Source organism: Brasilonema sennae CENA114 (assembly GCF_006968745.1).
In the GTDB taxonomy this organism is placed as follows: Bacteria; Cyanobacteriota; Cyanobacteriia; order Cyanobacteriales; family Nostocaceae; genus Brasilonema; species Brasilonema sennae.
The window spans coordinates 2371609-2397836 of record NZ_CP030118.1 but is presented as its reverse complement, the minus strand read 5'-3'; the positions used below and the strand labels follow the sequence as shown (position 1 = coordinate 2397836).

15 protein-coding genes are annotated in these 26228 nt (G+C 42.3%); 13 read left to right on the top strand and 2 right to left on the bottom strand.

Annotation, left to right across the window (positions count from 1 at the left end; all coding sequences use genetic code 11):
* The first annotated feature begins 357 nt into the window (after positions 1-357).
* The 11 genes from DP114_RS10175 to DP114_RS10125 all read left to right on the top strand — a co-directional run bounded on the left by DP114_RS10175 (position 358) and on the right by DP114_RS10125 (position 17485).
* Positions 358-2808, top strand: coding sequence for a hypothetical protein (locus DP114_RS10175; RefSeq protein WP_171976028.1), 2451 nt, complete (start codon positions 358-360; stop codon positions 2806-2808).
* A 2166-nt stretch (positions 2809-4974) separates the two neighbouring features.
* The gene (locus DP114_RS10170) at positions 4975-5148 is read left to right on the top strand and encodes a ribbon-helix-helix protein, CopG family (protein WP_169263442.1); all 174 of its coding nucleotides are present in this window, start codon (positions 4975-4977) and stop codon (positions 5146-5148) included.
* A 326-nt stretch (positions 5149-5474) separates the two neighbouring features.
* On the top strand, positions 5475-6914 hold the full coding sequence (gene zds / locus DP114_RS10165; RefSeq protein ID WP_171976027.1) for a 9,9'-di-cis-zeta-carotene desaturase: 1440 nt from the start codon (positions 5475-5477) through the stop codon (positions 6912-6914).
* A 136-nt stretch (positions 6915-7050) separates the two neighbouring features.
* Complete coding sequence (locus DP114_RS10160; RefSeq protein WP_169263444.1) at positions 7051-7503, top strand: SRPBCC family protein; 453 nt, start codon at positions 7051-7053, stop codon at positions 7501-7503.
* Between the two features lie 580 nt (positions 7504-8083).
* Positions 8084-8581, top strand: a complete 498-nt coding sequence (locus DP114_RS10155) for a helix-turn-helix domain-containing protein (RefSeq protein ID WP_169263472.1) — start codon at positions 8084-8086, stop codon at positions 8579-8581.
* 31 nt (positions 8582-8612) lie between these two features.
* Positions 8613-9287, top strand: a complete 675-nt coding sequence (locus tag DP114_RS10150; protein ID WP_256379389.1) for a transposase — start codon at positions 8613-8615, stop codon at positions 9285-9287.
* Between the two features lie 139 nt (positions 9288-9426).
* Complete coding sequence (locus DP114_RS10145) at positions 9427-9669, top strand: RRXRR domain-containing protein (RefSeq protein WP_171976026.1); 243 nt, start codon at positions 9427-9429, stop codon at positions 9667-9669.
* Between the two features lie 647 nt (positions 9670-10316).
* A complete protein-coding gene (gene ltrA, locus DP114_RS10140) occupies positions 10317-12158 on the top strand; it encodes a group II intron reverse transcriptase/maturase (protein ID WP_169267332.1) in 1842 nt (613 codons plus the stop codon).
* Positions 12159-12170: 12 nt separating this feature from the next.
* Positions 12171-13289, top strand: a complete 1119-nt coding sequence (gene iscB / locus DP114_RS10135; RefSeq protein ID WP_171976025.1) for an RNA-guided endonuclease IscB — start codon at positions 12171-12173, stop codon at positions 13287-13289.
* 590 nt (positions 13290-13879) lie between these two features.
* Positions 13880-14710 (top strand): PD-(D/E)XK nuclease family protein, encoded by an 831-nt coding sequence (locus DP114_RS10130; RefSeq protein WP_169266755.1) that lies wholly within the window; start codon positions 13880-13882, stop codon positions 14708-14710.
* A gap of 129 nt (positions 14711-14839) precedes the next feature.
* On the top strand, positions 14840-17485 hold the full coding sequence (locus tag DP114_RS10125; protein WP_171976024.1) for a DUF4347 domain-containing protein: 2646 nt from the start codon (positions 14840-14842) through the stop codon (positions 17483-17485).
* A 54-nt stretch (positions 17486-17539) separates the two neighbouring features.
* Here DP114_RS10125 and DP114_RS10120 read toward each other — a convergent pair whose 3' ends face one another.
* Positions 17540-19216, bottom strand: a complete 1677-nt coding sequence (locus tag DP114_RS10120) for a transglutaminase domain-containing protein (RefSeq protein ID WP_171976023.1) — start codon at positions 19214-19216, stop codon at positions 17540-17542.
* Positions 19217-19631: 415 nt separating this feature from the next.
* On the opposite strand from DP114_RS10120, the gene DP114_RS10115 reads away from it, so the two are divergent.
* On the top strand, positions 19632-22508 hold the full coding sequence (locus DP114_RS10115; protein ID WP_169266758.1) for a cation-translocating P-type ATPase: 2877 nt from the start codon (positions 19632-19634) through the stop codon (positions 22506-22508).
* A 228-nt stretch (positions 22509-22736) separates the two neighbouring features.
* Entirely contained in the window at positions 22737-23018 is a 282-nt protein-coding gene (locus DP114_RS10110; RefSeq protein WP_169266759.1) for a PepSY domain-containing protein, read from the top strand.
* 204 nt (positions 23019-23222) lie between these two features.
* On the opposite strand, the gene polA is transcribed toward DP114_RS10110, so the two are convergent.
* Positions 23223-26186 carry a DNA polymerase I gene (polA, locus tag DP114_RS10105; protein WP_171976022.1) on the bottom strand — a complete coding sequence of 988 codons (2964 nt, stop codon included), beginning with the start codon at positions 26184-26186 and terminating at the stop codon, positions 23223-23225.
* Positions 26187-26228: the final 42 nt, after the last annotated feature.

The window sequence follows — 26228 nt, the reverse complement described above, 5'->3', positions numbered from 1 at the left end:
GAAAAACGTGAATTCCAATGTCATATGATATAAAATATCATCTATCTAGAGGAGTAATAATGAGTACAAAATTATTTTTTGAAACTTTGTGCATCTTACGGAGGATTTTCACACGCTCATAGTCGCAGAGCTTATACCCTGCCGTTAACATCATAATACATTTCACTCCCCAAATTCAAATAACTGGTTGCCCTAATGCAACCTTAAAGTTAAATAATATTATCCCTAGGACATATATTTGAGCAGTGAGAGTGAATATTTAATTAACATAGGTACGAATAGATTTCTCTATCTACTGTATGTATCGTTTCGTAAAACTCCACACATATAATCAATAACAGTCAAACACCCGCGTCAATGGATACTAACGAGACTGGAAGCATTGCCAGCATTATTGAAAAGCGTCTTCCCTTAGCTAAAAAAATAGTTGATGTAGAGGCGGAACTTAAATCCCTAGACTCAGCAGTCCGACATCTTCAAAAGCATCACAATCAGTTGTTGAAACGATTTGATGATTCAACTGTGCCTAGCCTTTTGGGGGACATCCGTTTAACAACACTACAATCAAGCATTAATACTGAACTAGAAGCGCTGACAAAACTCAAAGAGCGCTTTTGCCGTAAGACACTTAATATTGGCGTTGTTGGACGAGCAAAGCAAGGAAAGAGTCAATTGCTACAAAGTCTAACAGGACTGACGAGTGGTGAGATTCCAGATAGAAATACACATCATTGCACAGGTATTTGTAGTTTTATTTACAATAATAACAATGGGGAAACTTATGCTGAAGTTTGGTTTCACTCAGAGCAGTCATTTCTAGATGAGGTGATCAGTCCCTACTATGAAAAACTTGGCTTGGGTGAAAAACCAAAGACGGTAGATGAGTTTGCCACTAAACCCCTGCCTCTGTTAGTCAGTAATCATCCTGAATACCCTGCACAGGTAGTAGCGTATGAACAACTACTACAGTATCACATACATTTAGACAAATATCGCTCCCTTTTGCAGCAATCTTCACCCCGCCGCATTTCTCGGAACCAAATTCGGGAGTACGTTGCTCAAGAAACTGCTTCCAGTCAGAGCATCTTTTTTAACCCTTCGGGTATCTCCTCCCTTGGCACTACGCCAACGCTCAGCTTGTATGAAACAGATACGCACAGCCAGCACGTAAGTGCTTCGCGCACACTTGGTGAACGCGCAGCATCTGGTACAGGAGAGGGAAAACGCCAGTCGCACGCCACTTACTACAAGGGCGAAGAATCTCCGCAGTCGCCACAACACTTTGTAGCCGCGCACAGCGCTGGCTCCCCTCCAATTCCACCGCAGATTCTTTCGGAGGGAGCTCCTCCTGGGAACTGCTCGCTGTCTTATTATCTGGCAGTTAGGGAAATTAAGATTGCTTGTCAATTCAATCACGCTGATGTCGGACAAATCGCCTTTGTAGATATACCTGATTTGGGTGATACGGGTATTTGGGATCAACAGGTAGGGATGAAAATTTTAGGGCAACAGGTTGATGCAATCCTGTTTGTGCGCATGCCAAAGTCCACTGACGACGACTGGAGGGATGTAGATGTGCGTGTGTATGACATGGTACGTGCAGCACAAGTTGATGTTGTGCCAACTCAGTTGTGCTCCTTCATGATACTTAACCGCACAGAAGCTGATTCACGCTTTGGTGACAACTCCAAAAGCTGCCAAGATTTAGCACAGGATATTGCCAAGACAGATATCAGTGTTGTCAAGTGTGTAACGGCTAACTGCGCCAATACTCAACAAGCGCACAAAGTTCTTGAACAAGTTCTTGATTATTTGAAGGCAAAAATGACTGATTTAGATGAGAAATACGCCTTCTTCCACCAACAACAATTAAATGTACTCCAAAACCAAGTGAAAGCTGAGTTAGAGAAAATTAGCAAGGTTTTAGATTTAGCAACCCATGATGATATTCATGGGCTTGGGCTGTTTGAGGAAAAATTCAAAGAACTTTGGTTAGGTGTAACAAACAGTCTAGAGGAACTCCTGACAGGGCTTAGGCGAAAGCGAGAAGCAGTTGATATCGACTTTAAAAAGCAAGTAGAAACTGTTTTGCAAACTTGTCGAAGTGATACAGGAATTCCGTCCATTCAAGAAATAGAACAGCGCTTTTGCCTAGAAAAGAGCTACGCAATTATATACGAAAAGTACCTGAATGAAATCCGTGCTCATTTGTCGAAACATCTGTCGTTATTGGATATCGGTTTAGAGCGATCCCTTGACAAAGTTAAATCGCAACTGACTCAGATACTAATGGACAAGGGACAGTTGGAAAAACTGACACAAGCCAAAGGAGGTGAATTTATCGAAGCGATCGCCAAGCAAATACCTGACGAACTGATACCAGGAATACCGAGTAAACTTAAGTATGGGTTCCAAACCCTAGCTAGGTTTAAGCTTTCTTACCGAGGATTTCTACAGTATCGCATTCGCAAATGTTTAGATGGATTGACTCCCAATCAGCCTGCAACCCTGAAGCTTTCCGCATCGTCCTCTGCTGAACAAGTGCTGCTTAATCTCAAAATAGCTTACGCAGAAGCTGTGAGTAAGTCTGAAAAAGCTTTAAAACAACTGCTGTGTGAGCCAAGTCAAGTAATTTATGCGATTGTAGAAGAATTTGTAGATTGCATACTTCGCGCAACAGATGTAGAAAGTGAATGGCGAATCTTTCTACAAGATGCGCGACGGCAAATTTGGCATGAATTTCAATACCTAGGGGATACTCCCAAGGGAGTCACTCAGGTGCAACGTCATGTGTCTGGGACTCAATGACTGTTGAGTCCCACTGGCACGCTATTTGCACTTAATGAGAAAACCAACAGTTGTTCTTAGCCTCGCTGTTTGAAGAACAGGCTAACTTCAGAGGAAGCCGAACCACAGACAGCATGTACCTACTACCTCCGTGTTAGCTTCGGTGCTGGCTGTTTTTGATAAACGCGCTCACGCTCTTAGTGTATTCAAATGTGAGATCTTGACAGTTTAGGAATGAAATAATACCAGGATTTTGGCATGTGTCATATTGTTTGGGAGACACTGCTACAGGCTATATATTATTGAAGTATTTCTTGTGTTTAAAAAGAGTCATTATTTTTGATTATTTACACTTTTTTATAAATGAAACAGAGACAATTTTCTGTGATTGAAGAGGGTCATTTAGCTCATTACAACAAAATATGAGATATTCTATTTTGTTGTAAAAGCTTACCGATTTTAGTAGTACACGTATCCGAAAACTCAACAAAGAAGATAAGTAACTGATTTTTGAAAGTGTATTCTTTCTTATGTCTAGAGGAGACTAATATTTTTGTTATCATTTTTTTAAAGATTTTCTGAGTGTTCTCTTATCAACTATCCACTAAGAATTTGAACTTAGTAAAAAAAATGATTTGTATACATATTCTTACTGTTTGGATTGACAAATTACTCTCATAATGTAATTTTGTTAGAACTATTTAGTAAAAGTCTCATTTTTTACTTATGTAGATGACTGTAAGTACGATAGTACTTGTTGAGGAGAGTGTAAATTTAAGATAAAGTGATTTGATTTTTTTAATGAATTTTTTATAAATCTATTTTAGAGAAGCAGTTAAAGACAAAATTCAAACTTTTAAAATAGCTTTAGGATTGTTTCATCTCAATATCTATAAAATCAATTAGTATAAAAACATTGAAAAATATTTTTTTGATACATTAAATGTAAAAAAAAATAACGGTCATAATTTGATATTTGTAAAAACCCATTGGAAAATTAATGACTTGATGAGGATTTCTTAAATGATAAATACTAAAACTAAGTAGAAACTGACTAATTGATTCAAGACAAATTATTTTTTGTCTCACAATCTTGAATAAAGCTTGTAAAAAACGAACAGAGCTTAGTTGTGAATGATAAATTTTCTAAAAAGAATGCTTTAATACGAGTAAAATATAACTCTTAAATATGAACATAATCCATTGCTGGTAATAGTTTTAGACTATTGCAAATTAAAAAACATAATAAAAAATCAGATAACTCCTAATACATAAAAAAGAACAAAATTAGTATTTATGCTCAAACAAAATTAAAACTATGAAACGATTACGGAATGTAAATGCCAGAGTTTGGAACAAAATTATAATTTATATTTTCAGTAAAGTGTATCGCTTCCTCAAGAAAAACATGTGTATAAATAAGTGTTTTCTTTGCTTATATATACTCTAAAAATGTCTCAAAAAATTGAATGACTTATAAAAAGATTTAGGTAAAGAGTAAAAATAGGTTTTTAAGGTTATTTCTTATGACGAGGCGTGGTTAATCGACCACATACAGATAACTATTCATTTATTTTCAAATATGAGATACTGTAAAAAGAGAGGTGATTAAAATAAAAATGCACAAGTCTTTGACGCCAAAATATCAACTTTGTAAGTCTCGCTTAGTTCATAATAAGGCTAATATTTGCGCGATCCCGTTTACTTTTGTAAACAGTGACTTGTTAATCCAAACTTTCAAGTCGTTGGTCTTAACCTATAAATCTTACCCAAACATACAGCAAAGCTAGTCATGAAGGATGATAACTTAAAATATACGAATCTTTTCTTTTTCTGTGTTCGGGACAAAATAAAAGGCTTTTCTAACCACAATCTTCTCAAAAACATATTTTATTTACAGGAGAGTTTTGTATCATCAATATAAACAAAGTCAATTTTTTTTCATATTATTACTCAGTTTAGTCTAATAGTAACGATGGAAAAATAATTTTCTTTTTACAAGAAAAATCTAATGATTTTTGTTTTTAGATTGATCCAAAAAATGAAGCATACTTTTACAAAACAAAAAAAAAGTTTAGTATCAATGAAATGACTTGTTTCATGACAAAAACTCTGATAATCTTATCGTTTCCATACTCTAATTAGTTTTGTTTGATGATGTTAACGACCAGCAGATAGTAGAACAAAATGACAAATAAGAAATGGGCTGTAAAACGTATCACTGTGAATCTAGCCGCACAGGAAGCTGAAAAACTTGACAAGTATTGTCGGCAGACGGGTAGACCTGCAACGGATGTTATCCGAGAGCTGATCCGTAGACTGCCACTCTCCTCGGAGGAGGCTACAGAAGCAAGTACATAAATGGGAATAGTTGTAAAAGAAATCACCTCATAAAAATACAGATATCAGTCGCCAAAATTAAGCTTGGAGATTGTATGCCAGTGGTTGATCAATATTGGTCTAAACCCCAAAGCGCCACTGAGAAGTCGCGGCGCTAGCGGTTCAAACGCGCTTGAAGAAAGAACATTTCACGTGCTTGAAAACCTTTACGCATTGAGTATTTTGACTCAAGCAATTCTGATTTCTGAGTTTTTCTGACAACTGACAACCCAGCACTTGAGGTGAGTCGCAAATTCCGACACCAACACAGTTACAATTTGTAATGAAACTGAAAAGGTAAAGACGGAATGCGCGTTGCGATCATAGGAGCGGGACTAGCTGGACTAGCAACTGCTATCGATTTGTCTGATGCTGGCTGTGAAGTCCACATTTTTGAGTCTCGTCCGTTTGTTGGAGGGAAAGTAAGTAGTTGGCTTGATGGTGATGGCAACCATATTGAAATGGGGTTGCATGTCTTTTTTGGCAACTACTACCAGCTTTTGGAATTGATGAAGAAAGTGGGGGCGTTGGAAAACCTGCGCCCAAAAGAGCATAGCCACACCTTCATCAATCAAGGGGGAAAAGTTGGTGCTTTAGATTTTCGCTTTGTCATGGGTGCACCTTTTAATGGATTAAAAGCGTTTTTCACCAGTTCCCAACTTTCGTTACTGGATAAATTCCAAAATGCGATCGCATTAGGAACCAGTCCGATAGTACGCGGTTTGGTGGACTTTAACGGCGCGATGAAAAACATCCGCGACTTGGATAAAGTTAGCTTTGCTGACTGGTTTCGTAGTCACGGCGGTAATGAGGGTAGTATTAAGCGAATGTGGAACCCCATCGCCTACGCCCTCGGCTTTCTCGATTGCGAACATATTTCTGCCCGTTGTATGTTGACAGTTTTTCAGCTATTTGCAGTGAAAACCGAGGCGTCGAAACTGCGAATGCTGGAAGGTTCCCCCTATGAGTACTTGCACAAGCCGATCTTGGAATATCTAGAAACTAGGGGGACAAAGATTTACACTCGTAGGAGAGTACGAGAAATACAGTTTATTGAGGAGGAACACCAAACCCGTGTAAGTGGTATTGTCATAGCTGATGGTGATAGAGAAGATATCATTACTGCTGATGCTTATGTCGCTGCCTGTGATGTTCCAGGAATTCAGCGTTTGTTACCTCAACAGTGGCGCAAGTGGCCGGAATTCGAGAATATATACAAGTTAGAATGTGTGCCAGTGGCAACAGTTCAATTGCGGTTTGATGGCTGGGTGACGGAACTGCATGATACTCAAGAGCGCAAACAGCTTAATCGTGCAGCGGGAATTGATAATTTGCTTTATACTGCCGATGCTGACTTTTCTTGTTTTGCTGATTTAGCATTGACTAGCCCTGGTGATTATTACAAGGAAGGGCAAGGTTCACTATTGCAGCTCGTGCTGACACCTGGTGATCCGTTTATTAAGCAAAGTAATGAGGCGATCGCCCAGCATGTCCTCAACCAAGTGCATGAGTTATTCCCCTCCTCGCGAGAGCTAAATATGACTTGGTACAGTGTAGTGAAACTTGCTCAGTCTTTGTACAGAGAAGCACCAGGAGTAGATGTTTATCGTCCTCAGCAAAAAACGCCTATTTCTAATTTCTTCCTAGCAGGTAGTTATACGCAGCAGGACTATATTGATAGTATGGAAGGTGCAACAATTTCGGGAAGGCGTGCAGCAAAAGCAATTTTGGACAATGTCAAGAAATGAACCGCCTTCCCAAAGTGTGTCCGCAGGACATACGCGCTTTAGACGCGTTAACTCCGGCCCCTCTTAGGGGCTAGCGGTGTACCGTTGGGCGAAGCCCTTCTTGAAGGGTAGGCTAGAACGCTAAGGAATAACACATATGGCAGATTGGTTGGAGCATAGTGTGCAGGTTGAGGTAGACGCTCCCATAGAGTTAGTCTGGAGCTTATGGTCTGATTTGGAACAGATGCCCCGTTGGATGAAATGGATTGATTCGGTGAAGGTTCCAGAAGATAATCCAGAAATATCGATATGGAAGCTTAATACTGGGGGTTTGGAGTTTACTTGGAAATCCCGCATTCTTAAAGTTGTCCCCAAGCAAATTATCCAGTGGGAATCGGTGGATGGTTTGCCAAATCGGGGGGCAGTGCGTTTTTATGACCGCCACAGCAGTAGTATTGTTAAACTGACTATTGCCTATGCTATCCCTGGTATTATAGGGAAGATTATGGATAATTTGTTTTTGGGACGGGCGGTTGAATCAACTCTCAAGAATGATATGGAAAAGTTTCGAGAATACGCTCTTCAAGCAAAATCGAATGTATCTCAGTAGGGCGGGTAGTGCCTACCACTCTAGCTTCTAAAAAAATTTCACAAACATCTGACACCCGCCCGCAACCAGAGCGGGTTTCGGCGTATAAGCCCAACCCAAGGTTCTGCCGGTTGACAGAAGTGGCGTTTGCCTAAACATTCATCACTAAGGGCGCGAATCACCGCTTTCCACTACACAGATGACTTTGGGCCCATAGCTATAAGCTGCGGGCCTTTCTGCTTGAAATTTTGTCAAATAACATAACGCGAAGTGTGGCAAGTTCTCATCTCCAACAACATACTTTGCAAAACTTCATACAAGTATGTCACAGGTAGACCTTGAATATTTGCCACAATAGTATAAGTCATTTGCACAGAGTGGGATCATTCACAAACTACGTGATACGTAGTGAATGTGAACCAAACCACCTTGGACACTAGTCCAAGTGTAAACGTTATCCGAGTCACGACACCTTTGGATTAGCCAGTCTTACGGCTCTGTCACCACTAGTACAGCACGGCGTAAGTTAACCAGGTATTACTGTGGGAGAATGAGTAATTAGATTAAAAGTAGTTTTTGCTGAGAAGCGGAGAATTAGGATGTGGCAGGATTAGCTCCAAAACAATTAAACTTAAGCGATGGCGATCGCTCAGAACTGCAAGAGTTGGTAAACCGACACAATACAGGGCAACAAATAGTACTACGTGCAAAAATAATTCTTCTAGCGTCAGAGGGGAAAAATAATGGCGAAATTGCTCGAACATTAAATATAAGTCTGGATATGGCTCGTTTATGGCGAAACCGATGGTTTAAAACTAGCGATAAAAAGTTGCCTACTTTTGAGAGACTACGAGATTCGGAGCGTATTGGGGCACCAGTAAAATTTAGTATGGAGCAAGTAATCAAACTGTTTGCCCTTGCATGTTCAAAACCCGAAGACTACGGACGACCAATAAGTCATTGGACACCAAGAGAACTAGCAGACGAAATTATAAAGCAAGGGATTATTGAAAGCATATCTGTCCGCCATGTTGGAAGATTACTAGAAGAGGCAGAACTTAAACCCCACCAGAGTAGTTACTGGTTAACCCCCCCCTAAGGACGAAGAATTTGACGTAAAAGTTGAAGATATTACTGGTTTATACATAAGTGCGATTGAACGTTATCAAAACGCAGAGCGTACAATATCAATTGATGAAATGACGGGTATTCAAGCTACAGAGCGTCTAGAAAAAGATTTACCGATGCGACCTGGTAAAGTTGAAAGAAGGGAGTTTGAGTATATTCGTCACGGTACACAGAGTTTAATTGCTAATTTTGATGTCGCTACTGGTAAGATTATCGAGCCTACTTGTGGAGATTCTCGAACAGAAGTTGATTTTGTTCTCAATATTCGTCGAATCATTGAAAGTGAACCCAATGCTAAAAAATGGCATCTAATCATGGATTGTCTGAATACGCATCAGTCTGAATCGCTGGTTCGTTTGGTTGCAGAAAAAGAAGGTTTGAATATCGATCTGGGTATTAAAGGAAAAAGGGGAATACTCAAATCCATGAAATCCCGTGCTGCTTTTTTAAGTGACAAAACACATCGAATTGTTTTCCATTACACCCCTAAACACTCTTCTTGGCTCAACCAGATTGAAATTTGGTTCAGTATTTTGGTTCGTAAGTTACTTCAGCGTGCTAGCTTCAAGAGTCAGGATGACCTAAAAACCCGAATTCTTGAATTTATCGACTACTTTAATAAAACAATGGCTAAACCTTTTCAGTGGACATATAAGGGTAAAGTGTTAGCTGTCTAATACTTGGTTTATTTACGCCGTGCTGTACTAGTTAAACATTCCGCAAGGAAAGTGCTTTTGGTCTAACAAGCTCGGATAACCAGGTTGAGGCAAACATTACTTACTTGTAGGAACTGGTCAAACCGACCAAACTAAAACCTTGTCCAACTTCGTTTTTCTCATTGATTCCAACGAAACCCCGATGAATCCAATTCATCCAGCCCATGCAAAAGAACTCCTAAACAAGAACAAAGCTGCAGTATTTCGCAGATACCCGTTCACTTTGATCATGAATCGGGTTGTCGAAAACATTGTCACTTACCCGCTCGCTTTGAAAATAGACCCAGGTTCTAAAACAACGGTGCGATTCGTTGGCTTGAAACTAGAAGCTGCAATGCTTTAGAGGATTAGCCGCTAGGAACGAAGAGGACTATACATCCTCATCCGAACCTTGACAACTTAACGACCATGAGGGTGAGTCTTTGACAAGTCCCTCCCCGAAGGTACATCGGTGACGGCACACAGCGCCCCTTTAAAGGGGAGTTTCCCTACCCCGGAGACTAGCTATCAATGGAGGTAAAGCGGGAGTGAAAGCGGTTAATTAACTGGGAATCCGACTTGGTTAAACTTGCAAGCCAGAGCCTATGAGTAGCGGTCATCTACCAAGGTGACAGAGCGAATGGTGTGATTGAACCATCGTCATGGAGAACCAGCAAAAACGGATTGATTAGCTGGGAGAGACAAATGTCCGAGGATAAGAGGGTTGGCGAACAGTTGATCGACCAACAAGTACCCCCAATAAACCCGGTGGACCAGCACCAACTCTAAAGGTTCAAAGAAATGCTCAATTGGTTAAGAATAACTCAATTGCAGTAAATGGTCGTTAGGAACGAAGTAACCCACTTGTTTGTTCTCAGTTGGTCGATACTGAGTAGGTGCTAACCACAAACTTCGAGATGGGTAGGATTGAATCTCAAGCGAATGCCTAGAGTAATGTCTAGGATATGCTGACAGATTCACGATTAGATAGATGTAAAGTTGTAAGTAGCAATGAATAAATCTAAAACGCGAGAACCCAATACAAAATCAAGTGAAAAGGAAACTCCCGCCCTTCTGGAAAAACCAATTTGCTCGAATGAGAATATGGACTCGACGGTGGAGTGGAAGAACATTCCTTGGCGCAAAGTTGAGCGAGTGGTATTTAAGTTGCAAAAACGAATTTACAGAGCTTCTGAGCGTGGTGATGTTAAAGCAGTTCGCAGACTCCAGAAGACTTTGATGAGGTCTTGGTATGCAAAGCTTCTAGCGGTCAGACGGGTTACTCAGGATAATAAAGGGAAGAAGACGGCGGGTGTGGATGGAAAGAAATCCTACAACCCATCCCAGCGACTTCAACTTACAAAAGAACTGAGATTAGGCTCGAAGGCAAAACCGACCAGGCGAGTATGGATACCCAAGCCTGGAAAGGAGGAGAAAAGACCTTTGGGGATACCGACAATGTATGACCGAGCTTTGCAAGGGCTTGTCAAACTGGCATTAGAACCAGAATGGGAAGCGCTCTTTGAACCTAACTCATACGGGTTCCGACCAGGACGTTCGTGCCACGACGCTATCGAACAAATTTACACCGCAATCAACCAGAAAGCCAAATATGTCTTAGATGCTGATATAGCGGGTTGTTTCGATAACATTAGCCATTCAGCACTGTTGAAAAAACTGAATACATTCCCTACCATACGACGACAAATTATAGCATGGTTAAAAGCGGGAGTGATTGATTGGAGTGGCTACGCCAATAGAAAAAAGGGCTACAGTGCAACATCTCAGGGAACACCGCAAGGTGGGGTAATATCACCTCTACTTGCGAACATTGCCCTGCACGGCATGGAAAATCGGATAAACCAGTTTGCCGACACGCTTCCCACAAGAAGCGGATTCGGTAAAAGGGATAACCGAAAAAGTCTAACTTTAGTTAGATACGCCGACGACTTCGTAATTCTCCACGAAGACCTTGCCGTTGTTCAAAGGTGTAAAGATATAATCTCAGATTGGCTCAAAGGCATTGGACTTGAATTGAAACCAAGCAAAACCCGCATATCTCACACTTTCATAATACATGAAGAAAATGTGGGTTTTGACTTCTTAGGATTCAACATTAGACAATATCTAACTGGGGATAACCGCTCGGCTAAAAACACTAATGCGGAGTCACTTGGTTTCAAAACAATCATCAAACCTAGCTCAAAGAGTGTTGAAACACATTACAAAAGGATAGCCAGTATCATCGACGACCATTCGGTAGCGCCACAAGAGGTGCTAATTACCAAAATCAATCCGGTAATTAGGGGATGGGCAAACTACTATTCAACAGTTTGCAGTAGCAAAACCTACTCAAAATTGGACAGCTTAATGTGGAACAAGCTCTGGGCATGGGCAAAATATCGCTGCCCCGACACAGGGAGAAAAGAAATTGTCAATAAATATTGGCGTTCTTTAGGCGATGACAACTGGGTATTTGCCACCGAGCGGGACACAAATCCCCTGCTTTTACAGAAATACGCCAAAGTAGAAATACAGAGGCATATTAAGGTAAAAGGCAAATCGTCACCGTACGACGGAAATCTGGTGTACTGGAGTACCCGAAAGGGAAGCAACCCGGAAATGCCTGCAACAGTCGCAAGACTTCTAAAGGAACAGAAGGGTAAATGTGTATACTGCGGACTGTACTTCCGTGAGGAAGATGAAATTGAAGTTGACCACATTGCCCCCAAAAGAAAGGGTGGCTCGAATAAGCGGAACAACCTTCAAGCAATTCATAAACACTGCCATGACAATAAGACCAGAGAAGATGGTTCTTTGGACAGGAGTACCCATGTCAAACGGGCTATTTAATTGAGGAGCCGGATGATGGGAAACTATCACGTCCGGATTTGTAGGAGAGTTGGGGCTGGTGACAGTCCCCTCGACTCCATCGGTATCGCACTAGTCAATAACCGCGATGAAGTTATTTGGGGAATGGAACTACACCATCGAGGTCAGCAAATCAAAGATAGCTTGGAAACCCGCAAAGCTGTACGGAGAGGGAGACGTGCCAGACATACTCGTTACCGTCAAACAAGATTCCTTAACCGTACACGTCCCGAAGGTTGGCTCAACGCTCCCTCACTACGTCACCGCGTTTTGACTATTGAAACTTGGGTAAAACGTCTCATGAAGTTTGCACCCATTGTTACTTTGACTCAGGAGCTTGTTAAGTTTGATTTGCAAGCAATGCAAAATCCTGAGATATCCGGTACTGAGTACCAGCAGGGGACGTTGCATGGTTATGAGTGCCGCGAGTACTTGTTAGAAAAGTGGAATCGTCAATGTGCGTATTGTGGTATCAAAGATGTTCCACTCGAAGTTGAACACATCCAACCCAAGTCAAAAGGTGGGTCAGATCGTATATCTAATCTTTGTTTGGCTTGCCATAAATGCAACCAAAACAAAGGAAATAAAGATGTCAAAGAATTCCTAAAAGGTAAACCAGAGGTATTGAGCCGCATTCTCAAACAAGCTAAGTCACCACTAAAAGATGCTGCGGCGGTCAACTCTACCCGGTGGGCATTACTCAAAGTTTTAGGACGATTTGGTTTGAAAGTTTATGCCAATTCAGGAGCAAGAACAAAGTTTAACCGAATCAAGCTGGGATTGCCAAAAGCACACTGGATTGATGCTGCTTGTGTTGATTTTGTAGAAAAACTGATAATACTGACCACTAAGATATTAACGGTTAAGTCAACTGGAAAGGGGACTAGGCGCTTATGCCGCATCAACAAATTTGGTTTTCCGTGTTCAAATCCGCGCACTAGTTACGAGCATGGATGGAACACGGGAGACGTTGCCACGGGTAAGGGTGTAACAGGTCGAGTCGTAGTCCAATCAAAGACAAGACTGGAAATCAGGATTGACGGGAAAAGAATCGGCGCTCAATTGTCAGATTTCAAAAAGTTGCACTGCAAAGACGGCTATTCCTACGCTTGACTACGAAACACTACGATATTCCGTGGTTAGATGCATCGGCTGAACCAGCACAGTGTCGGATATATTTTATCCCACAACATAGTGTTGGATTATAGGTTTTGCGGTGAACATTATCGCCCTAACTAAATTTAGGTAACGGGCGTTATTGATGATAACTGGTGTGGGGCAATCTTGATAGCGTGATTTTACCTCTAACTCAAGCCAAGCTTTGACTTGGGTTGCTATGTAAGCAAATGTAAGAGTGAGAAAACAAGTATCGTAGGCAACAATCACTCACGAGTGATTGTTTTAAACTGTTTGAAGACAACTTGCGATACGCGTAGCGTCAAGCCTCCGGCTTATCGCCCGTCGCTCTTGTCACGTTTTGCACTTAGAATGGAAGTGAAGTTAACAGGAATTATGTTCAACTATCCCTTGTATTGAATTTTATTTGACCCTTGGGCTACGCTCAGGGTCAACTCGAATGACTACTAACACCGATTGTTGCTAGTTTTCTCGTACATCCTGAATACTACAACCAACACACTTACCGCTAACCGAATGTAGTCACAACTGTTTTCCACCGTATTTTCTGTCACCAATTCTGAGCAATGTCATCCCTTGATCAGCCGTTTGCCAGTTATCACCTTTGGTCTTTAGTTGCCCCAGCCGCATGGCAACAACGTTGGCATTGCCAGATGAGAAGAGGTTTTATTAAAGCGCGACAACACGAACCACAAGTCAAAGCGCTTTTGACAAAAGCGACAGCATCGCAGCGTATTGGTTTACTAGCACAAAAAGGCATTTACGAATTTCATCACCACATTCATCTGTTGAACCAATCTGATGGTGTCGAAAAAGTTGCACAGCTTTTGAGATTAAGCAACTCAACTGATGAAGTTAAGCAACGTGTCTTACAAATTTTGAAAAAATATTACGATGAACCCTTACTTTTAGGCAAACGTATCATCCTTTTAACTCGCGGAGATGAGGGTTTTCCCAAACCGATTTTGATTTCACAACAACGTTATCACTTTCGTTTGTATGCAGTGATGGACTGTGTATTTATTGAGTCTGATAGCATTTTGCATATTATAGATTTTAAAACTGGGAAATCTGCCTTTGACCGAAGACAGGCATTAGTTTATTTGCTAGCTGCTCGTTACCTTTACCCCAGACATCAAGCAGTAGCTTCATTTTATAACTTAGAACTTTGCAAAAAATCGGAGATAATTAGCCCTTCTAAGGATGAATTAGACATCATAGAATGGGAATTAGCTGAAATTGCCAAAAAACATCAGCAAGATTTACAAAAATATCAAGAAAAAAGCAGTGACTTCAGTAAAATTTTTCAACCAAATCCTGGCTCTCACTGCCGCTTTTGTCCGTTTAACGAAATATGTGAATTTTCTACATTCAAAGATTTACCACTGCAAAACTAGAGAGCGTAAATATAACAATTTTAAAAAGTTTGTAAATAAAAATCATATTTTTACCTAATCTTGACGTTGATTCCTGATTCAGTGTAGTATCTGGTTTCAGAAACATCATAAAAAAAGGAAGGGGACTCCATGACTTCTGCTGACGCGTCGCTACAAATTCCTTCCCAAACCTCAAACTATACAACCTATGATGTTGTATCTAGTTTGAAAACAAACCCTCAATTAGACGCAGATAATACTCAGCAGGGAGCATATACCAACATTGCCAATAGCTTCATAACAGCAGTCAATACGAACAACCTTAATTCGCCGTCTATTAACCTATCTGCTGAAAGTTTTAGCAGGTTGCCTGTTGTGAATCAGAGCGATACACTGCTCAATGACTCCGAAGACTTCGATAACCTAGTAGGCAGCAGCCATTATGACTTTGGACTAGCGGGCGACTTGAGCAAGGGCAAGGATGAATTACTGGCTCATAACTCTCAAGGAAATTCACCGCAAAAGGCGGCTCAAGAGAGTTTGGTTTTTATTGACCCTCATTTAGAAGATTATCAAAGTCTGGTTGCTGGTATCTCACCATCCGCGAAGGTGGTTGTCCTAGATCCTTCCAAGGATGGTATCGAGCAAATCACGAGGGAATTGTCCAACTACAATCATGTCGTTTCCAAAGTAGAAATTCTTTCTCATGGGGCATCAGGGCGTCTGCAATTAGGACAAACCTCCCTAGACTCTGCTACCGTTAACCGATACAGCCAACAATTCCAAAGTTGGGCAGAAGCTCTTACTGATAATGCTGATATTCTCATAGACGGCTGTAACGTTGCTCAAGGCGAACAAGGTAGCCGTTTTGTCACAAAACTAAGCGAACTAACAGGAGCCGATATTGCTGCTTCCACTGATTTAACAGGGGATGCTGCTCAAGGAGGCGATTGGAACTTAGAGTATAAAGTCGGTCAAATAGAATCAGTGTCATCGTTGCAACCACAAACGCAGCGAACTTACCATGCAACTCTAGGAGGTCTAATAAATTTTCCAGAAGGTTTCATGAAAAGCATCGAAGACTACGGGGCAAAGCCTAACGATGGCATCGACGATACTGCCGCTATCCAAAAAGCGCTTGACGATGAACGGCGCGATGCTAATGGCAACTCAATATATGGTGCACCTGATCAGTACAACGGTCGCCCTAAAGCACTTTACTTGCCAGCAGGTACTTACGATGTGAGTGGTACACTCAATTGGATTGGCTGCAACGTCACTCTTCAAGGTCAGGGCAATGGCGTTACCACCATCCGTCTTAAGGACAATGCAGCTGGCTTCGATAACCCTAATGCCCCCAAGTCAGTCATTCAAACCCAAGATGGGAATATGTCTTTCCGCCAGTACATCAGGAACCTCACCGTTAACACTGGAAACGGCAATGCTGGGGCAATCGGTATTGACTACATTTCCAACAACATGGGCACATTGCAAGATGTCACGATTAAATCTGAGGACGGCAAGGGTTTTACTGGTCTGGCAATGGATCGCAATTGGCCAGGTCCATGTCTAATCAAGCATGTCCAGATTGAAGGCTTTGACTATGGCATTCGAGTCACCTCGGGTGAATATGGTCCAACTTTCGAGGATATAACCCTGAAGAATCAGCGCTTAGCAGGTATTAACAACGTCTATGGGGCACTTACGATTCGCGGACTCCACAGTACCAACAGTGTACCAGTGATTAAGGGAACGAGCTGGGCTGGTATGGTTACCTTACTAGACGCTGACCTCCAAGGGGGTGCACCGAACGTTAGCGCAATTGAAACCGAAGGTGAACTCTACGCACGTAACCTTACTACCACTGGCTATCAGTCAGCGATTCAGTACAAAGGCACGGTAGTCCCTGGCACAACGCAGACCGAATATGCCTCGAATACCTACCAGTTGTTCGACGGTCCGAAGAACTCTCTCAACTTGCCAATTAAGGAGACTCCAGAGAACCAAGATAACAATATGGCGAATTGGGGACGCTTTGAGTCTAAAGAGTACGGCGATATGAGCTCTTTGCAGTCGTTGCTTAACTCCGGCAAGTCCACGATTTACTTCCCCTTTGACAAATACTTCTCCTACAACGAAACGGTGGTTACCGTACCCGCATCGGTCAAACGCATCGTCGGGTTTTCATCGGTCATCAATCAGCATCCTGATGGTATAAATGGCGGTGGCATTAAGTTTGTGGTCGAGGGGGATAGTTCAGATCCGCTCATTATCGAGCAATTTGGCTATGGAGTGAAAGTCGAGCAAAACTCATCGCGACCAGTAGCGCTCAAGGATGGTGTCTACCAATACACCTCAAGTCCTGGTGCAGGCGACTTGTTCCTTGAGGATGTGAATATTGAACCGTTACGGGTTCAACCAAATCAGAACGTTTGGGCACGACAGTTAAATGATGAATATGGCGGTACCAAAATAGTGAATAATGGCGGCAATCTGTGGATTCTGGGTCTTAAGACCGAACGCGCTGGCACCGTTATTGAAGCGGTCAATGGCGCTAAAACCGAATTGCTGGGAGCATTGATTCAGCCAGCACAATATTTTTCTGTTGAAGATAAGCAGAAACCAGCATTTGTTAGTAGAGACTCTAGCACCTCGCTATCGTATCGAACGCTAGCTTACGAGCCATCTCATTATTACGATATTCAAGTTGAGGAAACGCGTAATGGAGAGACACGCCAGAAGTTGACTAACCAAATGTCGTACTTGGTGCCGCTATTTACAGCATACAAAAAATAAGATTCAAGAGGGTGCGGAGTGTAGGGAAAATATCACCACACCCCATACCTAGTCTTATGAAGCAGGTGGCAATTCCTCTAAAATTGTGAACCGAATGTGATTAATCGCTAACTCACCAATTGAAAGATCTTCTTTGGTGAGTCTAGCCCCCTGACTCATCAAGGTTTCAAAGGAGATTCCTTTACCAATTTCAATATGATACCAGCATAAGCCCATAAAAAACCTTGTAGGATAAGGTCCACCCCTACCAACATCATCAGGGTTGGATTCCATCGGTAACCAGCCGAAACCAGGTACGTAAAATTCCAGCCAAACGTGATTATACTGAGGTTGCAGAGGAACTTGCTGGTATTCAGCGTAGGGAGGACATTTGTAACGACCTACTGTACGACAGGGGATGCCATTTAAACGGCATAGAGCAAGTAAAACGCCTACATACTCGCCGCAGGAACCAACTCCTCGTTCTAAAACGATATCTGGCGTGTCAATATGGGGTTTAATACCATAGGACAACTCATCGTAGACGTAGTTGCGGATACTGTACATTTTCCGCAGCAGATTCGTTTCAGTTCCAATTGCTTCACGGGCGGCGCGGCGAACAATGCTGGTATCCATTGCCAAATCATCATCATCCACTAGGTAGCGGGATTTCAGTTCTACTGATAATTCAGGTATATTCTCTACATCTGTGGGCGTAATACGATACTTAATTCCCCGGACTTCCAAAACTGCTTTCCAGCCAAAAATATGCCGTTCTCCTGGAGTGAGGGCATCAAATTTGAAAACAGCTACACGTTGCCCTTGTACGATTTCTTCTGTAAAAGGTAGACCAATCGGTTCAATGTGTTTGATCTTTTGACGCTCAGTTTCTGAGGGCAAAGCAATACGCCATTCTACCTCTGGTAAATACACATCCTCTAATGGCGCTATCTCTTCCATATAAGACATTTCTATAAGATAGCCATTGGAGAGGGTATAACGTTTATCAGGATTGTGAGAGTAATTGAGCGGGTGAATGAAAGTGCGATCGCGGTAAGATAGCTCATGACTCGGATCAGCATTGGGATTATCCCGGACATATGGTTCTTCAGAGGCATAGGCAACGTAAAGAGTTTTTTTGCCCGTCTGACTATCTTTATGTATCGCTATCCCCGTGGGAGAATCAAACGGTGTTAGTACAGCAAATGTAACTTCCCCAGTAGCCCTGTCGATACAGTACACAGTTTGTTCCACTGTATCGCTGACCCAAAGTGTTTCTTCATCCACTGCCAAATTTTCTACCCCAACCCCAGGGGCATAAAATTTAGTAATTTGTTTTCGCGTATCGCGATCAAAAATCAGAATACCTCCCTGCTTTTGGCAACTAACGTAGATAGTTGATTCCCAAACAGCAATCCCATCAGCTGTATAAGGTAAGGTTACAAAATGTTCCAAACCCAACGAATTTAGGTTGCACAGATAAACTTGATTGCCTCTAGTCAGCCAAAGAGTATCTTTCCAGACCGAAATCCCAGTGACATCCATAAAATCTTTGACTTGATGGGAATTGAGAATTTGGGTGTTGTCAGAGTGAGGGTTAATTTGCAACAAATGCCCTTTGACAGTATCAATAGCGAGGAGTGTATCTTCAATAAAGGCAATGCCACAAAGGGTTGCAGCACCAAGGGGTCGAATTGTCCTTTTCCCAAGCATTTGGCTGGTAGATGGAAAACTGGGAAGTGTAAAAGTCATATATAAACTAGTTTCATCAAGGGTATAGCACACTTAGTACATGTCACTATCAAACAGGTTCAGAATTGGCAAAACGAGAGAATTCATTTTCCTGTTTTGGCATAATTTTGATTTGCGAACCGTATTAATGATGAGTCGTACTTAGAATCGAAGGAGAGAATGTCTTGGTGAGGGAGTTTTCTACTTGTGTTACTCATAATTATCAATATTATTTTGTGTCATGGAAGTCTTCGTGATCGAGTAGCACGCCCATATTATCCGGAAGATTATTCGCAAGAAAAAATGCGGAATTGTCAAGAATTTTACGTGCATTGTACAATTTGGTGCTCAACCTAATGTAACCTTGTGTTGATGGTTTTCCAGCCATTGCTAAATTATGATCGAATTTTGTAACCATTCCCTGTGACCTATCGCGATGTCTGCTCACTCTCTACCTGAAAAAGCCGCCGCTGTTTGGCATAGTTTGGAGGTTGATAAATCATTGGAACTGCTTAAAACAAATGCAGACAGTGGTTTAACATCCCAAGAAGTACAACAGCGGTTGCAAGAATATGGTCCCAACGAACTAGAAGAAACTGCAGGACGCAGTGCTTGGGAAATTTTGGTGGATCAGTTCAAAAACATTATGTTGTTGATGCTGATTGCCGTAGCCATAATTTCTGGAGCTTTGGATCTCATATCTTGGCAACAAGGCGAATTGAAACCTGGTGAGGTGCCCTTCAAGGACACGATCGCCATTTTAGCGATTGTTATCCTCAATGGCATACTCGGTTATGTTCAAGAAAGCCGTGCAGAAAAAGCCTTAGCAGCCCTAAAAAAACTTTCCTCTCCCAACGTGCGAGTTATTCGCGATGGCAAACCAGTGGAAATTGCTGGTAAAGATTTGGTACCAGGAGATGTGATGCTCGTGGAAGCAGGGGTACAGGTTGCTGCAGACGGACGCCTCATAGAACAATCTAACCTGCAAATACGAGAATCGGCACTCACTGGTGAAGCTGAAGCGGTTAACAAACGGGCAGAACTTGTCTTGCCCGAAGAAACATCATTGGGCGATCGCCTTAATGTAGTCTATCAAGGCACTGAAGTCGTCCAAGGACGAGGCAAGATTCTGGTGACAAACACTGGGATGAAGACAGAACTTGGCAAAATAGCTTCCATGTTGCAAGCGGTGGAAAGTGAACCAACTCCATTGCAACAGCGGATGACTCAACTTGGTAATGTCCTCGTCACAGGTTCTTTGATTTTGGTGGCGATCGTCGTTGGGGGCGGTGTCATCCAAAACATGATGCAAGGAAAAGGTTTTAGCAACCTTCAAGACCTTGTGGAAGTTTCTCTAAGTATGGCAGTTGCTGTCGTACCAGAAGGCTTACCGGCAGTTATTACCGTTACCTTGGCACTGGGAACCCAGCGCATGGTACGTCGCAATGCTTTGATTCGCAAACTCCCAGCAGTGGAAACCCTAGGTTCTGTCACCACTATTTGTTCTGATAAAACTGGTACTTTAACTCAGAACAAGATGGTTGTCCAATCCGCTTACACGAACAACAAAACTTTTCGTGTGACTGGAGAAGGTTACACACCCAAAGGCGAGTTTCAGCTAGAAGGTCAAACAATTTCTATAAACCAATCTCCAGAAATCCAAACTTTATTAGTTGCCTGTGCGTTGTGTAATGATTCCTTTTTACAACAGGAACAAGGAGAATGGAAAATCTTGGGCGACCCCACAGAGGGGGCTTTGGTAACTCTGGCGGGGAAAGGAGGGATAGAAAAAGACCAGTGGGACAGCAAGTTACCTCGCGTTAGCGAGTTCCCCTTCTCCTCAGAACGCAAACGCATGAGCGTGATTTGTCGGGTTGAAGGAGTGAACGATGGTGTATCGTCGTTAACATCACCAGACCCTGTGATCAGCAACTTGCTCCAATCTGAAAAGTATTTGATGTTCACCAAAGGGTCACCAGAGTTAATTTTAGCACGTTGTACCCACTTTCACGCAGGCACTGGCTCAACACCTGTGAATGATCAGCAACGCCGCGATATATTAGCAGAAAATGACCAAATGGCGAGTAAAGGTTTGCGAGTGCTGGGTTTTGCCTACAAACCCCTCACCGAAATTCCGCCCGAAGGGTCAGATGAGACATCCGAGCAAGGCTTAGTTTGGCTGGGATTGATCGGAATGCTGGATGCACCACGTCCAGAGGTACGAGCAGCAGTGCAAGAATGTCGGGATGCGGGTATTCGACCAGTGATGATTACTGGAGACCATCAACTGACAGCACGAGCGATCGCCACAGATTTGGGCATTGCACAAGAGGGCGATCGTGTCATTACAGGTCAAGAGTTACAACGGATGAGCGACCAAGATTTGGAGCAAAACGTTGACTTAGTAAGCATTTACGCTCGTGTCGCCCCCGAACATAAACTGCGAATTGTCCAAGCACTACAACGTCGAGGCAGATTTGTTGCCATGACAGGTGACGGTGTTAACGATGCACCAGCCCTCAAACAAGCTGACATCGGTATTGCAATGGGTATCACTGGTACCGACGTGAGCAAGGAAGCCAGTGATATGGTGTTACTTGATGACAACTTTGCTACCATTGTCACTGCCACAAAAGAAGGTAGAGTTGTTTACACCAACATTCGCCGCTTTATCAAGTACATTCTTGGAAGTAATATTGGTGAGGTGATCACGATTGCAGCAGCACCAATTCTCGGACTGGGAGGCGTTCCCCTCTCGCCGTTGCAAATTCTTTGGATGAACCTTGTTACGGACGGTTTACCAGCACTGGCTTTAGCTGTAGAACCTCCTGAACCCGACGTGATGAAGCGTCCACCCTTCAGTCCCCGCGAAAGTATTTTTGCTAGGGGGTTGGGTTCTTACATGATTCGGATTGGTATTATCTTTGCCATCATCTCGATTATTCTCATGGAGTGGGCATATCATCATGTTCAAGCAGTCACTGGTCCCGGACTAGACCCAGAACGATGGAAGACAATGGTATTCACTACCCTATGTGTTGCGCAAATGGGTCATGCTATTGCAATTCGCTCGAATACCCGACTGACTATAGAAATGAATCCCTTCTCAAATCTCTTTGTATTAGGGGCTGTTGTCGTCACAACAATCTTACAATTAATGCTCATTTACGTGGCACCCCTACGCAATTTCTTTGGTACTCACTGGCTGAGTCCAACTGAGTTGGGTATTTGCATTGGTTTTAGTGCTTTGATGTTTGTGTGGATTGAACTGGAAAAACTTTTCTTGCGGTTGATGGGTAAAAAACCTGTTTAAAAGGCAATACGGTTGCTGTTTAAGATTTTTGGTGAGATTTGGCCAAGCATATCTCACCATAGTCCATCATCTAACGATAAGAATAAGCCCTGTAAAAGAAACGTACACCACGAGGTAGGCGCACAACGTAGCGAAGACACCCTAGAATAACAAGCAATCTGGCAACTTTAGACTGACAACTATTTAACATTTTTGCCAGAACTAAAATGATATTTTCAGGAGTTAGATATGCAAACCATGCGTACTAAGTTTGTGGGTTGGATGATTGTTACTGTCGTTGGTTTCTGGGCGTTTCCTTCCTTGGCTGATGACATCGCCCTCACCGATTTGCCTAAAACTGTCACCCAAGCGATACAGAAGCGCTTCCCGTCGGCGAAGCTGATTTCGGCGGAGAAAGAAAACGATAACAATCAGACTCACTATGAAGTAAAGTTCCAGAACGGGAATCAGAAGCAAAAAGTCCACGTGAAGCCGAATGGGTCGATCTATAAAGTGGAGATTGATGACTAACCGAATCAGTAAACAGTAAACAGTGAACAGTGAGTCCAGTGTTGCAGGAGGGTTTCCCGACCTAGGTATTTGGCGTTCGCCCTCAGGCGTGCGCTTTGCGCATACCCGATAGCCGTAAGGCGTGGCGTTAGCCATAGGGTAAACAAGGGGTGAACGAGTCCGTTTCCTACCTGATAACTGGTAACTGATAACTGATAAGACTCCCTACTTAGTCTCCATCCAATTGTCGCCCACGCGAACATCCACAATTAAGGGTACACTCAACGACACCGCACTTTCCATGACAGACTTAATATGCGGTTGTAATTCTTCCCATTCCTCTGGTGGAACCTCAAACACTAATTCGTCGTGGACCTGTAACAACAGACGCGTTTGATAACTTTGCAAAACTTCATGCAGCTTGACCATCGCGATTTTAATAATATCAGCGCTGGAACCTTGAATGGGAGCATTGGCAGCTGCACGAAGTAACCCCGCATCTTCAGCACCTACATTACCGAGTTTTTTCAAGTCAATATCTTCTGGTTTGTTGCCTTTGTATTTGCGTATGTTGTTGCTGGTAAAATCGAAATAACGACGACGCCCCAAAATTGTTTCGACATAACCTTGGGATATTGCCTGTTTTTTGACTCCCTCTAAATATTCAAACACCTTGGGATAGCGACTGTTAAATCGCTTAATAAATTCGTTCGCATTGGCTTTATCCACACCAGTGGATCGCGAAAACCTCAGAGAACCCATTCCATAAATTACACCAAAGTTGATGGTTTTTGCTAAGCGTCGTTCTTCTGATGTGACATTTTCTTTTTCAAAAACCAGCCGTGCTGTTACAGTGTGAATGTCCTCATTTTGTTGATAAGCTTCAACTAAAACAGGCTCTTGACTCAAATGAGCCAAAATCCGTAACTCGATTTGTGAGTAATCAGCAGCAACCATCAACATACCAGATTCTGGCACAAATGCTTTACGAATCTGGCGACTAAAAGCAGTGCGAATAGGGATGTTTTGTAAATTAGGGTCAGAAGATGACAACCTACCAGTAGATGTTACCGTTTGGTTAAAACTTGTATGTACTCTATGAGTATCCTGACGAACCAATTTTGGCAGAGCATCTACATAAGTTGATTTCAATTTCGATAAGGTACGATACTCAATAATGGCATCAATAATACCAGTTGTATCACCTTCCTGTAGTTTCTCCAGTGTTGCAGCATCTGTAGAATGACCCGTTTTAATTTTACGGGAATATTTCGTACTTAACCCTAATTTTTCAAACAATATCTGGCTCAATTGTTTGGGGGAACCCAAGTTGAATTTCTCTCCAGCAATGTCATAAACTTTCTGTTCAAACTTGGCTAAATCTGTTTCTAATTGCTGTGAAAGTTCTTGTAGGTATGCTGTATTGATGGAGATTCCTTGATATTCCATCTCAGCTAATACTGGTTCTAGTGGCTGTTCCACATCCACGAGTAGTTTATGTAAAGCTGGAATTTTCTCAAGTTCCTCTCGCAATTTTGCCACGAGTTGGAACGTGACATAAACATCCATACCGCAATAATCTGCGACGCTAGGAATGTCTACATCAGCGATGGTTTTCCCTTTTGGAACTAAATCAGTATAACTTTTTGCTGTTAAACTCAAGTAACGCTGAGCTAAGTCACTCAGATTATGGTTACTATCGGGATTTAGAACATAACTTGCTAGCATCGTGTCAAAGACAATTCCCACCAACCTAATTCCTTGACACCGTAGAACTAAGCGGTCAAATTTTGCATTTTGCAAAGCTTTGGGATAATCAGCACTTTCTAAAATCGGACGTAGTGCTTCTAAGGCAATATCTTTGTCTAAATTATCCCCGACTTTGTGACCAAGCGGTATGTAAGCCATCTCATCTGGTTCTGTTCCCCAGCAGCAGCCAATTCCCACCAAGTCAGCATCTCGTGGTTCTAAATCAGTCGTTTCAGTATCCCAAGCAACGGGATGCTGAGTATCGGTGAATGTTTGCAGCAGCTTTACCAATTCGGTGAGTTGTTCTGGGGTGTTAATGATGCGTGGTTTAATTGTAGAAACAGAGGGTTGCTGTTGATTTGCTGTGTCTTCCGCAGTGAAAAACCACGAATCATCATCCTCGTTATTTGTGCTTGGCTTAAGTTGAATGCTGATTGGTTCGTTTGTTTCTGTTTCTGGTGTTTGTTCAATTTGCCCACCAAAACGTTGCTGAAGTTCGTTGATTTTACCTAAAAAAGATTTGAATTCTAGCTTTTCTAAAATAGGTGTTAGGGCGCTGATATCAAATCCTTTGAGGATGCAGTTTTCTAAATCAACTTCTAAAGGAACATCAAGGACTATCTCCGCTAATTTACGAGACTTATGTGCATCCTCTTTTCCTGCTTCTAGCTTTGTGTGAAGTGTGCCTTTTATTTCATGTAACGCAGCATAAATTTGGTCAAGAGAACCATATTCATTTAACCATTTCGTGGCTGTTTTTTCGCCAATTCCCCTGACACCAGGAATATTATCTGATTTGTCACCACACAGTGCCTTAAAATCAACGACTTGTGATGGTAAAATACCTAGTTTTTCTTTAACTTGTTGTGGATCAAATTCCTTAAGACTTGCTTTAGAACTTTTGAAAGCATCTGCACTCAGATAGAGGACGCTGATTTGTTTTTCGGTGTCAATGAGTTGAAACAAATCTTTATCGCCGCTGACAATCTTGACTTGATATCCCGCAGCCGCTGCTTGTTGTGCTAAAGTTCCTAAAACATCATCTGCTTCGTAACGAGCAGCAGTGACAATTTTCAGGTTAAAAGCATCCAGCAACTCGTGTAGATTTTTCAGATCTGGAATAAAATCTTCTGGTGTTTCTGGACGGTTTGCTTTGTATCTATCATATGCTTCGTGGCGGAAGGTTGGCAAACCCAAATCAAAGGCGATCGCCATTGCTTGTGGCTGTTGAGTCGCCATCACCTCCAACAAAGATTTGAGAAAGCCAAAACAGACGCTTGTAGGAATTCCCGTTTTTGTCCGTAATCCGCCGTCTCTTCCTTTGGCAAAAGCGAAGTACGAACGATAAGCCAGGGAGTGCCCATCTACTAGGATAAATGTGGGGCGAGTTGTCGTTAAGGAATCGGAAGCCAACTGATTTGTAGGTATTGTTTGGGACATAAACCTATTTTAGCGAGCGACTTTCACTACGAATCACATCTG

What these genes read in the sequence shown, in the direction of transcription:
- DP114_RS10175 (WP_171976028.1), top strand. Translation starts at nt 358, where the DNA reads ATGGATACTAACGAGACTGGAAGCATTGCCAGCATTATTGAAAAGCGT.
- DP114_RS10170 (WP_169263442.1), top strand. Translation starts at nt 4,975, where the DNA reads ATGACAAATAAGAAATGGGCTGTAAAACGTATCACTGTGAATCTAGCC.
- zds (WP_171976027.1), top strand. Translation starts at nt 5,475, where the DNA reads ATGCGCGTTGCGATCATAGGAGCGGGACTAGCTGGACTAGCAACTGCT.
- DP114_RS10160 (WP_169263444.1), top strand. Translation starts at nt 7,051, where the DNA reads ATGGCAGATTGGTTGGAGCATAGTGTGCAGGTTGAGGTAGACGCTCCC.
- ltrA (WP_169267332.1), top strand. Translation starts at nt 10,317, where the DNA reads ATGAATAAATCTAAAACGCGAGAACCCAATACAAAATCAAGTGAAAAG.
- iscB (WP_171976025.1), top strand. Translation starts at nt 12,171, where the DNA reads ATGATGGGAAACTATCACGTCCGGATTTGTAGGAGAGTTGGGGCTGGT.
- DP114_RS10130 (WP_169266755.1), top strand. Translation starts at nt 13,880, where the DNA reads ATGTCATCCCTTGATCAGCCGTTTGCCAGTTATCACCTTTGGTCTTTA.
- DP114_RS10125 (WP_171976024.1), top strand. Translation starts at nt 14,840, where the DNA reads ATGACTTCTGCTGACGCGTCGCTACAAATTCCTTCCCAAACCTCAAAC.
- DP114_RS10120 (WP_171976023.1), bottom strand. Translation starts at nt 19,216, where the DNA reads ATGACTTTTACACTTCCCAGTTTTCCATCTACCAGCCAAATGCTTGGG.
- DP114_RS10115 (WP_169266758.1), top strand. Translation starts at nt 19,632, where the DNA reads ATGTCTGCTCACTCTCTACCTGAAAAAGCCGCCGCTGTTTGGCATAGT.
- DP114_RS10110 (WP_169266759.1), top strand. Translation starts at nt 22,737, where the DNA reads ATGCAAACCATGCGTACTAAGTTTGTGGGTTGGATGATTGTTACTGTC.
- polA (WP_171976022.1), bottom strand. Translation starts at nt 26,186, where the DNA reads ATGTCCCAAACAATACCTACAAATCAGTTGGCTTCCGATTCCTTAACG.